Annotated in this window: 15 protein-coding genes; 6 read left to right on the top strand and 9 right to left on the bottom strand. The window is 69.7% G+C overall.

Annotation, left to right across the window (positions count from 1 at the left end):
• Window positions 1-983: ELWxxDGT repeat protein (locus VF697_RS03620; RefSeq protein WP_331092063.1), on the top strand; the 983-nt coding region annotated here is incomplete at its 5' end.
• 136 nt (window positions 984-1,119) lie between these two features.
• Here the strand turns inward: VF697_RS03620 and VF697_RS03615 are convergent.
• On the bottom strand, window positions 1,120-1,356 hold the full coding sequence (locus VF697_RS03615; protein WP_331092062.1) for a chaperonin: 237 nt from the start codon (window positions 1,354-1,356) through the stop codon (window positions 1,120-1,122).
• 429 nt (window positions 1,357-1,785) lie between these two features.
• On the opposite strand from VF697_RS03615, the gene VF697_RS03610 reads away from it, so the two are divergent.
• Window positions 1,786-2,331, top strand: coding sequence for a hypothetical protein (locus VF697_RS03610; protein ID WP_331092061.1), 546 nt, complete (start codon window positions 1,786-1,788; stop codon window positions 2,329-2,331).
• Between the two features lie 42 nt (window positions 2,332-2,373).
• Here the strand turns inward: VF697_RS03610 and VF697_RS03605 are convergent, their stop codons facing one another.
• The 3 genes from VF697_RS03605 to VF697_RS03595 form a co-directional block, all read right to left on the bottom strand.
• Window positions 2,374-2,835: a hypothetical protein gene (locus VF697_RS03605; RefSeq protein ID WP_331092060.1), complete on the bottom strand. Its 462-nt coding sequence runs from the start codon at window positions 2,833-2,835 to the stop codon at window positions 2,374-2,376.
• The gene (locus VF697_RS03600; RefSeq protein WP_331092059.1) at window positions 2,832-3,506 is read right to left on the bottom strand and encodes an anti-sigma factor family protein; all 675 of its coding nucleotides are present in this window, start codon (window positions 3,504-3,506) and stop codon (window positions 2,832-2,834) included. The genes VF697_RS03605 and VF697_RS03600 overlap by 4 nt, the downstream gene beginning before the upstream one ends.
• A 69-nt stretch (window positions 3,507-3,575) precedes the next feature.
• Window positions 3,576-4,193 carry a sigma-70 family RNA polymerase sigma factor gene (locus VF697_RS03595; protein ID WP_331092058.1) on the bottom strand — a complete coding sequence of 206 codons (618 nt, stop codon included), beginning with the start codon at window positions 4,191-4,193 and terminating at the stop codon, window positions 3,576-3,578.
• A 227-nt stretch (window positions 4,194-4,420) separates the two neighbouring features.
• Here VF697_RS03595 and VF697_RS03590 point away from each other — a divergent pair, with 227 nt between their 5' ends.
• Window positions 4,421-5,152, top strand: coding sequence for an AAA family ATPase (locus VF697_RS03590; RefSeq protein ID WP_331092057.1), 732 nt, complete (start codon window positions 4,421-4,423; stop codon window positions 5,150-5,152).
• A gap of 3 nt (window positions 5,153-5,155) precedes the next feature.
• On the opposite strand, the gene VF697_RS03585 is transcribed toward VF697_RS03590, so the two are convergent.
• From VF697_RS03585 to VF697_RS03570, 4 genes are read right to left on the bottom strand one after another with little or no spacing between them, the layout of a single operon-like run.
• Window positions 5,156-6,667 carry a hypothetical protein gene (locus VF697_RS03585; RefSeq protein ID WP_331092056.1) on the bottom strand — a complete coding sequence of 504 codons (1,512 nt, stop codon included), beginning with the start codon at window positions 6,665-6,667 and terminating at the stop codon, window positions 5,156-5,158.
• A gap of 50 nt (window positions 6,668-6,717) precedes the next feature.
• Window positions 6,718-7,221 (bottom strand): hypothetical protein, encoded by a 504-nt coding sequence (locus VF697_RS03580; protein WP_331092055.1) that lies wholly within the window; start codon window positions 7,219-7,221, stop codon window positions 6,718-6,720.
• A 15-nt stretch (window positions 7,222-7,236) separates the two neighbouring features.
• Window positions 7,237-8,139 carry an oxygen-dependent coproporphyrinogen oxidase gene (hemF, locus tag VF697_RS03575; protein WP_331092054.1) on the bottom strand — a complete coding sequence of 301 codons (903 nt, stop codon included), beginning with the start codon at window positions 8,137-8,139 and terminating at the stop codon, window positions 7,237-7,239.
• Complete coding sequence (locus tag VF697_RS03570) at window positions 8,136-8,894, bottom strand: hypothetical protein (protein ID WP_331092053.1); 759 nt, start codon at window positions 8,892-8,894, stop codon at window positions 8,136-8,138. The genes hemF and VF697_RS03570 overlap by 4 nt, the downstream gene beginning before the upstream one ends.
• Window positions 8,895-9,150: 256 nt before the next feature.
• Here VF697_RS03570 and VF697_RS03565 point away from each other — a divergent pair, with 256 nt between their 5' ends.
• Together VF697_RS03565 and VF697_RS03560 are read left to right on the top strand one after the other, a co-directional pair.
• A complete protein-coding gene (locus VF697_RS03565; protein WP_331092052.1) occupies window positions 9,151-10,305 on the top strand; it encodes a protein kinase domain-containing protein in 1,155 nt (384 codons plus the stop codon).
• A 19-nt stretch (window positions 10,306-10,324) separates the two neighbouring features.
• Window positions 10,325-10,735: a helix-turn-helix transcriptional regulator gene (locus tag VF697_RS03560; RefSeq protein WP_331092051.1), complete on the top strand. Its 411-nt coding sequence runs from the start codon at window positions 10,325-10,327 to the stop codon at window positions 10,733-10,735.
• A gap of 19 nt (window positions 10,736-10,754) precedes the next feature.
• Here the strand turns inward: VF697_RS03560 and VF697_RS03555 are convergent, their stop codons facing one another.
• Window positions 10,755-11,126, bottom strand: a complete 372-nt coding sequence (locus VF697_RS03555) for a helix-turn-helix transcriptional regulator (protein ID WP_331092050.1) — start codon at window positions 11,124-11,126, stop codon at window positions 10,755-10,757.
• Window positions 11,127-11,229: 103 nt separating this feature from the next.
• Between VF697_RS03555 and VF697_RS03550 the strand changes: the two genes are divergently transcribed.
• Window positions 11,230-11,519 (top strand): protein kinase domain-containing protein (locus VF697_RS03550; RefSeq protein ID WP_331092049.1); only part of this gene is annotated, 290 nt, incomplete at its 3' end.

The raw sequence follows: 11,519 nt of genomic DNA, 5'->3' as shown, positions 1-11,519 counted from the left end.
TCCTCGCCGACGACGGCGTGCACGGCGTCGAGCTGTGGAAGTCGGACGGCACCGAGGCCGGCACCGTGCTCGTCAAGGACGTGCGGCCGGGCACCGAGGGGAGCATCGAACCCTCGCCGTGGACGCTGGCCACCACCACCGGGGCGCTCTACTTCACCGCGGATGACGGCGTGCACGGCGTCGAGCTGTGGAAGTCGGACGGCACCGAGGCCGGCACCGTGCTCGTCAAGGACGTGCGGCCGGGGAGCGACGGAGCCGACTTTGTGATGCGGGCCACGGGCGGGACGCTCTACTTCACCGTGGACGACGGTGTGCACGGCTTCGAGCCGTGGAAGTCGGATGGCTCCGAGAGCGGCACCTTCATGCTCAAGGACATCCACCCGGGCCCCGCCTCCAGCTACGGCCTGAGCTTCCAGCAGGTGGGCAGCTCGGTGCTCTTCTTCGCCTACGACGCGGCGCACGGCTTCGAGCCGTGGAAGACGGATGGGACCGAGGCCGGCACGGTGCTCCTGAAGGACGTGCTCCCGGGGCCCCAGGGCAGCAGCTTCCTGGAAACGCGCGGCTCCACCGAGGTCCTGTTCCCGGAGGTGTTCCCCGTGGAGGAGCTCGGCTTCGCCCTCTTCTCGGCCTCGGATGGCGAGCACGGCTCCGAGCTGTGGAGGACGGACGGCACCCCGGAGGGCACCACCCTGTACCTGGACCTCGTGCCGGGTGCGGACTCCTCCAGCCCCCGAGGCTTCGCGCGCTTCGGAGACAGGCTCGTCTTCACCGCCACGGATGGCACCTCCGGCCGGGAGCCGCACCTCCTCCCCGTGACGCGGGTGCAGCCAGAGGAGCCGCAGCCGTCCGTCGTGGAGGAGCCGCCCACCGAGGAGGAGAAAGAGGGCTGCGGCTGCGCGGCGGGAAGCTCGACCGGAGCCAGCGCCGTCTGGAGCCTGCTGGCGCTGCTCGCCGGAGTCACCCTGCGCCGTCGGCGCGCCTGAGCCCTCGCCGGGATACTTCTTGGTCCGCGTCCAGCGGTCATGTCGGGCGGGAGAATCCCCCCGCCCCCTGCCCCCCCCACCACCCGCCCGACACTCCGCTGGACGCGGACCGTTGCCCCACCCCTGGAGCAAACCCTCAACCCACGAAGACGATCTGCTTGCCCGTCACCCCGGACATGGACGACACCAGCTTCGCGGCGGCCTTCGTCTCGCCCGCCACGTCGATGGCGGCGGCGATCAGGTCACCCAGCGTCACCTGCACCTTGCGCACGGGCTGGCTCGCCTTGGCCTGGGCCACCGCGCGCCCCGCCGTCCCCTTCACCCGCCGCGCCATCCGCTTCATCACCTGTCCCCGCCGCTGGGTCTTCGCCATGGTGTCCGCCCGTCCTCTGGTCTGAGTTGTCAGTCTCGTTGCCGACGCCCCACGCCGCCGCCCCACGTCAGAGTCTCTGAGCAACCCGCGTGCCCGGGCATAACCCCCTGCAATTACAAGTGTCCTACAGGGTGGGATGCCTGCATCCCCCCGGCCATGGACTGTCGTTTCTACAAAAAGCGGGGGTGGAGCCACCGGAACGAATGACCGGAAACGACACTCGCGGAGACGCACGCACCTGGTGCGAGACACCTCGCCCCTTTCCTCCGTTGGCCGGCGCCCCCTTTCGCGCACCGCACACTGCCCCTATCGGAAAGGCGACGGGTCAGCGGCTGTCCACGCCTCTTGCCTGACTGCCCAGTCGCCGATGGCGTCTGGGAGCCGTACCTCCCAGGAAGCCACTCCAGCGAGGCAATCCCGGAGGCCCCCATGCAGAAGCGGATCGTTCCCCCCAACGTCGAGGTGCAGGGTCAGTCCATCATCGCCGTGGTCGGAGGGCTGCAACTCCTCAAGAACAAGGCGCTGCGCCTGCTGGCCGAGAACGGCATCCAGACGCTGGAGCCGCTGGGCTGGTACCCGCTGCGCGACGCGCTGGCCGCCATCCACTCCATCCACGAGAAGATTGGCCCGAGCACCCTGCGGGCGGTGGGCCGCCAGGTGCCGGAGCACATCCGGTTCTCGCCGGAGGTGCGCACGCTGGAGCAGGCGCTGCGCGCGCTCGACGCGGCCTACCAGCAGAACCACCGGGGGCAGGTGGGGGGCAACATCGGCGGCTACCGCCTCGAGTCGGTGTCGGCGCGCAGCGCCCGCCTCGTGTGCGACAACCCCTACCCGTGCGACTTCGACCAGGGAATCCTCGAGGCCCTGTGCGAGCGCTTCCGACCGAAGGACTCGGTGTGGATGCGCGTCGAGCACGGAGCCCACGGCTGCCGGCAGCAGAGCGGCTTCGCCTGCACCTACCACGTCACCTGGTGAGGGCGGCGAGGGCCTCGCGCGGCACGCGGGGCCCTGGGGGGACTACTTCGCGGGCGGAGAGGAGAGGACGACGATGAGCTCGCCGCCCACGTGCTTGCCGGCGCGCTGGTAGACGGAGCCCTCGCGCCCGAGCTCCACGTCCACGGCGGACAGCTGGGGCACCTCCACGCGCAGGGTGGCGGTATCGCCCTGCATGCGCAGCAGCCGCAGCGAGGCATTCACCCCGTTGGGCAGCCGCACCTCGGTGGGCTCCTTGCTGCTCACCTCGAGCGACTGTTGGGACAGGCGCTTGAAGGAGGTGAAGTTGAAGTTCTGCCGCTGGAAGGTCTCCTTCATCTTCTGGAGCTCCGGCGGATCCACCTCGGTGCCCTTGCGCGAGACGAGCACCACCTCCACCTGCACCTTGAGCTTCTGCTCCTCGGCCTGGGCCGCCCGGGGCGAGAGGAACAGGCCCACCAGCGTCAGCGCCAGCAGGGCCGTGGGCATCCGCGTCGTCGTCCTCATAGCTCTCCTCCCTTGGGCCGAGAGTCCTTGCCGGGCGCCGCGGGGCGCGAGGGCCCCACGCCCGGCTCGTCCTTCGGCGCCTCTTCCAGGTCCAGCTCGTCCTGGGCGTCATCATGCCCATCGCGAGGCTCCACCGCCGAGCCCTCGTGTGGTGACTGTGCTTCCTGGTCCACCACCCAGATGATGGTGTTGCCATCATCGGACTCGAGCACCACGGGGGCGACCTTGGCGCCCTCGGAGGCGCGCACGGCGCGCACGCGCATCCGGTCCCCGCCGTAGCCCATGGGCGAGTCCTCCTGGTTGAGGAGCAGCGGCACCACCACCAGGGCGAGCACGGCGGCCGTCGCCAGCGAGGAGACCATGGCGGTGCGGTGGTAGAGGAAGAGCTCGGAGAGCGAGATGCGCACCCGCTCCAGCAGGGGCGGACGCTCGGGCGTCACCCGCGCCATGACGCGCTGGGTGAAGTCCTTGAAGTCCACCTCGTCCACCGCCATCTCCAGCCCCACCCGGAGCAGGGCGGACTCGGCGCGCAGGTCCGCCGCGCGGCTGGCGCAGTCCCGGCAGGCCGACAGGTGTCGCTCGACGTTGACGCGCTCGGCGGGAGACAGCTCACCGTCGATGTAGGGGGACAGCTGAGGGATGAAGCGCTCGCACGCGGGATTTCCGGCCATGTTCCTCACCCGGTGTAATGGGGGACGTGCGGCTTGGACGGCAGTGGGGAACCAATATTCCAGTCCCATTCACTCACTGCCGACTCCGCTCTTGGCCTCGTCCAACTCCAGGTATTCACTGAGGATTTTCTGGACCTTGGTCCGCGCGTGGAAGAGCCGGCTCATCACCGTGCCCTTGGGAATGTCCAGCGTGCGGGCCAGGTCCTCGTAGGACATGCCCTCGATTTCGCGCAGCAGGAGGATGGCGCGATGCTTCTCGGGAACGGCCGCGAGGGCCTCCTGGATTTTCTCCGCCAATTCTCGGCGCAGGGCGCTCTTCTGGGGGTTGGTGCCCAGGCGGCTGCCGAGCGCGCCGATGCGGGCCTCGGACAGGTCGGTGGCGACGGACTCGTCGAACTCCTCGGGGTCACCGCCCGCGGCGCCCTTCCGGCGCATCACGTCGATACAGATGTTGACGGTGATGCGGTAGAGCCAGGTGTAGAAGGACGAGTCGCCCTTGAAGTGGTCCAGGTACTTGTAGACCTTGACGAACGCCTCCTGGGAGACGTCCATCGCCTCTTCCTTGTCCTTCAGCATGCCCAGGGCGACGGCGTACACCTTGCGCTGGTAGCGCTCGACGAGGAGCTTGAAGGCGCGCTGGTCTCCGCTGCGGACGCGCTTGACGAGAGTGAGATCGTCGGTGGCCAAGGGTGGGGCACCCTACCATGAGCGAACCGGGCCCCAAGCATTCTCGGTGGGCGGGACGTTCACCGGCGGGCGGCCTCAGGGCTGGCGGACAGGGCCTGTTTGGCGCCGGACCTATCGGGCAGCCGCCGTCCTCGGTAACGCTGGTTTTCCTGGTCTAGCGTGGCTCGGATGCGAACCCCGAGAGCGCTTGCCGAAGGGCGGTCCGATGCCCTTGATAGAGGGCACGCATGACACTGCATCGATCTCCGGATGCGCCCCCGTTCCTCCTCGGGGCCTACGTCGTCGAAGAGCGCGTCGCGGACTGGACCGAGTTCCCGTTCAATCTGCCGTACGTGAGGGACCTGGACCTGGAACTCGACCGGCCCGTCACCCTGTTCGTCGGCGAGAACGGCTCTGGCAAGTCCACCCTGCTCAGCGCGCTCGCGGAGCTGGCGGGTCTGCCGGGAGGAGGAGGGAGCAGGAACGAGCTGCCTGATTCCGAGCGCCGGGTGTCGCTGCTCGCCGCCGCCATGCGCCCCAAGTTCAGGGCCCGGCCACGCGATGGCTTCTTCTTCCGCGCCGACGCCCTCCTGGACTTCGCTCGCATCCTGGACAGACGCAAGGAGGACCCGGACTTCCTGGGCGATCCCTATGCACGGTACGGGGGGAAGTCGCTTCGCGAGCGCTCCCATGGAGAGAGCGTCTCGGCCGTGTTCGGCGCGAACAGGAGCGGAGGGCTCTTCTTCTTCGACGAGCCCGAGTCCGCCTTCTCCCCGACCCGGCAGTTGGAGTTCGTGAAGGCGATCGAGGAGTCGACTCGCGGCGGCGGCTGGCAGTTCGTCATCGCCACCCACTCGCCCATCGTCATGTCCATTCCCCGCGCGCGCATCCTCGACTTCGACCGCCCCGCGCTTCCATCCATCCAGCCGGAGGAGACGAAGCACTGGGCGGTGTTCAAACGCGTCCTCTGCCAGCCGTAGACGTCACAGGCTGACGAGCATGGCCATCAGCAGCGCCGCCCCCACCAGGGCGAGGATGGAGCCGAAGGCCACCTGGCTCCACTTCTCCCGCTCCACCGCGCTCAGCTCCGGCGGGTCCCGGAAGCGGTGGAGGAAGTTCCAGACCATGTGGGAACCCAGCCGCTTGTTGGTTCCCCGCTGAGAATGGCCCGCGACGGGCATCTCGTCCGGGTTCGGGTGAAGCCCCTCCCCGTCCACCGGCCGCAGGTGCGGAGGCAGCGGCACCACTCCCTGCTGGGGGCCCCCCGTCTGGAGGAGCGGCACCGCGGGCTGCTCCGTCTGGTCGAACGCCGCGGGCTGGGCCTTGGCCTCCTGGGCCTCCTTCGCCTCTTGCGGCGAGGCCTTGGCCTCCTGCGTCGGCCGCTCCGGTGTCGTCTGGAACTGGCTGTCCTTCAGCTCCCGGGCGTCCTTCGGCTCCTGGGGGGCGCGCGGATCCGCCGCCGGCATCTCGGGCAGCGTGGTGTGCTGCTCCACCACCGGGAGCGAGACTTCCGAGGAGAACTGCTCCGGCCCGGGCCCGATGCGGACACCGTCGAGCTTCTCGTGCAGTTCCTCCGGCGACTGGGCCTCCAGCAGCTCCAGGGCCACCTCCACCCCGTCCCGGCCCGTGTTGGCCTCGCGCAGGCCCGCGAAGCCGTGCTCGGAGAGCGCCGCGCGGAAGAGCTCGCGTCCCTCCTTCGTCTGGCCCGCTGGATCCTTCGCGTTCGCCTCGGCGTAGGCCAGGAAGAAGGACCAGAGGCGCTCGGCGCGCTCGGAGGGCGCCATGCGCGAGGGGCGCAGCTCCGCTCCCAGGAAGCGCAGCTCCTCGCCGAAGTGGTGGGCGAGCGACTCCTGCCCGATGGACTCGGGGAACGTCGGCAGCAGATCCTCCAGCGGCCGCGTCTCGGTGCCCTGGTGGACCTCCGGGCCTCCCGGAGTCGGCACGGGCACCTGGACCTCCGGCTGGCGCGGAGCCTCCGCGCTCTGACGGGCGGGGAGCTGCGGGCGCTCGCCCGTCCGGGGCGAGGGCGGTTTGTCGAAGCGGGTGCCCTTCTCGGCCCCCTCCTGGCCTCGGGTCTCGAGCTTCGGCCGCTCCCCGGTGCGACGGGGCGCCTCCCGCCCCCGAGGATTCTCCGCCCGAGGACTCTCTCCCCGAGGGCTCTCGAAGACGCCAGACTTCCCCTCACGGGTCCTGCCCGGACGGGTCTCGCCCCGGGTCTCCAGGCCGTCCTGGGAGAAGTCCAGGCCGCTCGTCGTGGTCCGCGGCGACTCCATCTGCGTGGACGTGCGGCCGCTGGTCGGCTTCTCCTGGCGGACCCCACCCGAGCGCGGCGACTCCGCCTGCGTGGGCATGCCCCCGACACGCGTCTTGGGCTCGCGGGCCACACCACCGTTGCCGGCCTTGCCCGAACGGCCCGGGGGACCCCCCTCGGGCCGGGTCGGAGCCCGGCCGATGTAGGTCCCACGACCTCCCTTGATATTTCCGGCGTGGCTCATTCCCTGGATTCTCGCCTGGACGGCGAACAAGTTGCCAGGGGACCCCCCGATTACTCCTCTTCTCGCTCCGCCTTCACCGGAGAGGTCATCCCGTTGGCATCCAGGAGGACGCTGAAGACGGACACCTGGCCGTCCCCATCCAGGTCCCCCCGGGCGTAGCAGGTGACCTCCGCCTCCCCCAGGGGGGTCTCCTGCACCACCACCTGGTACTGGTAGCGGACGCGCTCACCCGGGTCGAAGCCGATCTTCTTCAGGTTCTCGTCCGGCTCGAAGGGCACCGCCTCGCCGCCCCGCGGCATCTCCTGGGGCACCGGGCCCGCGACGAGGAAGACGCCGTGCTCGTCCCGGTAGGACTGCACATCGCCACACAGGCGGAGCACGTTGACGCGTGCCTCGTTGGTGAGGGCCTGGTCCTGCACGGGCTGCCTGCGGCTGACGAGGTAGAAGGCGCCGCCCGCCACCGCCAGGAGGCACGGGACCGCGAGCACCGCCCCCCCCAGCGCCACCTTCTTCCAGGTGGCCATGCGCGGCTTGTCTGAAACGGGGTTGTCCATGGGAGGCCCTCCTCGTTACCGGCCACCGGCCCAGTCGCGCGGGTGGCGGAGCACGTCCACCAACCGCGCCTCCTCGGAGCCGGGGGCGGGGTGGTGGTCATAGCGCCAGCGCACCTGCGGGGGCAGCGACATGAGGATGGACTCGGTGCGCCCCTTCGTCTCCAGGCCGAAGATGGTGCCCCGGTCCCAGACGAGGTTGAACTCCACGTAGCGCCCGCGCCGCACCTCCTGCCAGAAGCGCTGCGCCTCCGTGACGGGCGTGTCCTTGCGCCGCTCCGCGATGGGCAGGTACGCGGGGAGGAAGGCCCGGCCGGCGTCCCGCACCAGCTCGAACTCGCGCTCCAGGTCCCCGCCCAGGTTCTCGAAGAAGATGCCCCCCACGCCGCGCGCTTCCTCGCGGTGGCGCAGGAAGAAGTACGTGTCGCACGTCTCCTTGAAGCGCGGGTAGTACGCCGGGTCGTGCTTGTCGCACGCCTCCTTGTGGGTGCGGTGGAAGTGCGCCGCGTCCTCATCATAGAGGTAGTAGGGCGTGAGGTCCGCGCCGCCGCCGAACCACGCCTTGCCGCCCTGATGGATGAAGCGGTAGTTGGCGTGCACGGTGGGCACATGCGGGTTGCGCGGGTGGAGCACCAGCGAGATGCCCCCGGCCCAGAAGGTGCGCCCCTCGCCCTGCAGCTTCTTGGCGAAGGCCTCCTCCAGCTCGCCGAACACCACCGAGGTGCTGACGCCGCCCTTCTCCAGCACGGCCCCGTCCTCCAGCACCCGGCTGCGCCCACCGCCGCCGCCCGGCCGCTGCCAGGGGTCCTCCCGGAAGCGCGCCTTCCCGTCGAGCCGCTCCAGCGCCCCGCAGATGTCGTCCTGCAGGCCGTGGATGAACTCCACCATCCGTTCCTTCAACTTCTCCACGTCCACCGTCATCGGTTCTCCTGAGCCGCCACCGGCGCCTCGAACTGCACGGGAGGCACGGCGGGGGCGGTGTTGCCCGCCGCGTCGAAGACCTCCAGCTTCGCGCTGTAGCTCTTGCCCTCTTCCAGGGCGAAGGCCCCACCGCACGCCGCGTGCCCCACCAGGGCCACGCCATCATGAATGGGGGTGACGTAGTGCTGGGGCGCCATGTCATCGCGACGGCGCGAGAGCGTCACCACCAGGTAGGCGGGGCTGTCCTCGCGCAGGGGCATGCTCAGCTTGACGAAGCGCTCGGTGCCGTCGGGGGTGCGCCGGAAGAGGCCCTCGCTGACGGTGGGGCGCTTGAGCCAGCGCGGGCGCGCCACGTCCTGCCCCTTGCCGCTGCGCCACTCGGGCTGCGAGGAGCGCGGGCCGTTGAGCACCTTGGCGTCGGGCAGCACGTCGTCCAGGCGCAGCGTGTAGGCCCGGCCGGACTTGAGCGGGCCCGTGGGCCGGAGCACCACCGTGGAGCGCCCCAGGGAGCTGCTCCAGCCGCGCTGCACGCGCACCTCCACCTCGTGGCCCTCCGACTGCAAGCGCAGGATGCGGCCCGGGAGGGCGGCCACGCGCGGGCCGAAGGTACCGAGCCCCTCGAGCAGGAAGCGGGTATTGGTGGGCACCACCGCGCCGGGCATGGGGAACACCTGCACCCCGTCCTCGGAGCACTGGGCGTGTGCGGCCGAGGCCACCAGGACGAGCAGGAGGAGTAGCGGGACGACGGGTCGCACGAGGCCGCCGAGTCTGCGACGGGCCGGCTCCAGAGGCCAGCGTCCCGATTCGCTCCCATTCACTTCCCGTCGTCCGGAAGCCGGCCCCCCTCCCGCTCGCGCCTGTCCTACTTCGCTCGGTTGTCTCCGCCTCACGACCTGACCAGTAGGGTGGCTTCCATTTCTCCGGCCTTCCATGTTACGTCATGGAGCGTCTTGCCCGTAACCCATGGGAGCACATGACCTCTCCCAGACTCTACCGCGCACAGGAGAACACATGGCCGGATCCCACCCCCCGCCCACGGAGACCGGGCGCTTCTCCTTCGAGTCGAACGGGTTCCGCTATGAAGTTCACCGGCCGCTCCTCGAACACGAGGACTACGACACGCTGCTCCTCGCGTGGTGCGCACCTTTGAAGGGGCCTCGTCGGCTCGTCGTGCTGAAGCGCGTGGAGGTTCCGGAAGGGCGCGCGGGCCGCACACGGGCCGTGGAAGAGCTCCAGCTCGCCGCCCACCTGCGGCATCCGGGGCTCGCCCGCGTCTTCAGGCTCGCCGAGCGCCAGGGTGCCCCCTACGTGGTGATGGAACACACGCGGGGGGCTTTCCTGGCCACGGTCATCGGCTCCGCGCTGCTCCTGAAGCAGAAGCTCTCCCCATCCTTCGCGGCCTTCATCACCGCCGAAGTGGCCAACGCCCTCGACTACGCCCACCACTGCCAGGACACCCGGGGCCGCCCGCTCCACATCATCCATCGGGCCGTGAGCCCGACGACCATTCGCCTCGGTCGTAACGGTCGGGTGTGGCTCACGAACTTCGGCGCGGCGTTCTCGGAGCTGTTGGGTCGCGTGCCCACTCCACCGCGAGTGCTCCGAGGAAACTTCGCCTACGCGGCCCCGGAGCTCATCCACGCCGTCTCCCAGAAAGGCAGAGCCGGTCTCCTCGCCTCCAAGGGACTCGACAGCCGGGCGGACCTCTTCTCCCTGGGCCTGGTCCTGCTGGAGATGCTCTCTGGCCACCATCCCCTGGATCCACCGGACCGCCTGCCGCCCAAGGTGTCCAGACGCGCGCTCCAGCTCGTCTCCGGCGTGCGAGCCGAGCACTCGACCTGGGCCTCCCTGGAAGTATTGGCCGACCGGCTCCTGCGCTTCGGTCCCAAGGACGTGGAGCGCATCGCACACGAAACCCCGGCCCCACTGAAGCAGGTCGTCCACGGGGCGCTTCGGAGCAACCCCGCGGAGCGGTATCCATCCGCCGCCGAGATGCGTGACGCGCTGCGCGCGTACCTGGCCAGCCTTCCGCGGCCCTTCGGCGCTCCCGAGGCGGCAGCGGAGCTGGCGGACATCGTCAAGAGCGCATCCGCTCTCGAGCGAATGGATGCACACCCTGTCGAGATGGGAGTCCTTCCGTGGCCGAAGGCCTCGAGTCTCGGATAGCCACTGGAGCAAGCACGCGATGACGGACAGGCAGAACAGGAGGGAGTGGCTGGCGGCTCATCTGGGACAGGTCCTGCGCGAGGCGCGACAGCGAGCCGCGCTGACCCAGGCGGATGTCGCGGAACGCATTGGGGTCGTCACCGAGGTCTTCGGGCGCCTGGAGCGAGGGAACCTCCTCCCGAGCGTTCCTACCCTTCGCAAGCTGTGCCGCGTACTTCACGTGGACGCCAACGTCATGCTGGGGCTCGAGGTCGAGAAGGCACCTTCGTGGATGGAGGCGCCCGAGCACGAGGCGGACGAGCCACCGGAGCTGCGCCGACTGGTGAGAGCGCTTCGCCGGATGGACGCCGCACAGCTCGCGGTGGTGAGCAGCACCGCCCACGCGCTGTTGCGGCATACGGGACAGCAGCCAGATGACCCCTCGGAGTGAGTGCGGGGTCCGGGAGGGTTCAGTCCTCGTCCTCGGTGGCGAGTACCTTGAGCACCTTGCCGAGCACCTTCAGCCGCTTCGGCGACCAGGTCCGGAGTTGGTGGACGATGCGCTTGAGCTCCGGGGAAAGGTTCTCCTCCGAGGAAGCGTCGTCCACCGTGGTCGCAACCCGAGAGGGGTTCACATCCAGCAGCGCGTCGGACGAGATGCCGAGGACGAGGCTGATCCGCCGAAGGCTCGGCACACTGGGCATCATGTCGCCCCGCTCGATGCGACCGTACACGCCAGGGACAAGCCCGACCTTCTGGGCGACTTGCGCCTGGGTGAGACCGAGACGTTCCCGCGCAGCGCGGGCGACTTCTCCGAGAGAGGGCTGAAGCGCTTCGTCCATGGGCACCGTCTACCACGGTGGACTCGGGGCCAGGACTGTCGCTGTGCCGCTCGTCGTGGACGAGATTGATAGGCTCCCTGCTCTCGGAGGACGCGCCGTGGGATTGGCCTACAGACTGCCTGAAATCGGTGAGCTGGTCGGGGACTACCGCATCGTCGAGAAGCTCGGCAGCGGCAGCTACGGCCATGTCTTCAAGGCCGAGCACGCTGGTTGCTTCTACGCGGTGAAGCTCCTCCGTGGCCGCCTGTTGCAGGACCGGGCCAGGCGTGAAATCGGCATCCTGAACCACCTGGAGCACCCCGACGTCGTCCGCTTCGTCGGGTGCGGCTACTGGCCGGACCCCTTCATCGGACACTCGTACATCGTCATGGAGTTCGCCGGAGGGCGGACACT

This window comes from Archangium sp. (assembly GCF_036388035.1).
Taxonomy (GTDB): Bacteria; Myxococcota; Myxococcia; order Myxococcales; family Myxococcaceae; genus Archangium.
This window is presented reverse-complemented; position numbering and strand designations above follow the sequence as displayed.

Bases quoted from the DNA above. Each gene is read 5' to 3' on its own strand.
- VF697_RS03615 (WP_331092062.1), bottom strand. From the start codon at position 1,356: ATGGCGAAGACCCAGCGGCGGGGACAGGTGATGAAGCGGATGGCGCGG.
- VF697_RS03610 (WP_331092061.1), top strand. From the start codon at position 1,786: ATGCAGAAGCGGATCGTTCCCCCCAACGTCGAGGTGCAGGGTCAGTCC.
- VF697_RS03605 (WP_331092060.1), bottom strand. From the start codon at position 2,835: ATGAGGACGACGACGCGGATGCCCACGGCCCTGCTGGCGCTGACGCTG.
- VF697_RS03600 (WP_331092059.1), bottom strand. From the start codon at position 3,506: ATGGCCGGAAATCCCGCGTGCGAGCGCTTCATCCCTCAGCTGTCCCCC.
- VF697_RS03590 (WP_331092057.1), top strand. From the start codon at position 4,421: ATGACACTGCATCGATCTCCGGATGCGCCCCCGTTCCTCCTCGGGGCC.
- VF697_RS03585 (WP_331092056.1), bottom strand. From the start codon at position 6,667: ATGAGCCACGCCGGAAATATCAAGGGAGGTCGTGGGACCTACATCGGC.
- VF697_RS03580 (WP_331092055.1), bottom strand. From the start codon at position 7,221: ATGGACAACCCCGTTTCAGACAAGCCGCGCATGGCCACCTGGAAGAAG.
- hemF (WP_331092054.1), bottom strand. From the start codon at position 8,139: ATGACGGTGGACGTGGAGAAGTTGAAGGAACGGATGGTGGAGTTCATC.
- VF697_RS03565 (WP_331092052.1), top strand. From the start codon at position 9,151: ATGGCCGGATCCCACCCCCCGCCCACGGAGACCGGGCGCTTCTCCTTC.
- VF697_RS03560 (WP_331092051.1), top strand. From the start codon at position 10,325: ATGACGGACAGGCAGAACAGGAGGGAGTGGCTGGCGGCTCATCTGGGA.
- VF697_RS03555 (WP_331092050.1), bottom strand. From the start codon at position 11,126: ATGGACGAAGCGCTTCAGCCCTCTCTCGGAGAAGTCGCCCGCGCTGCG.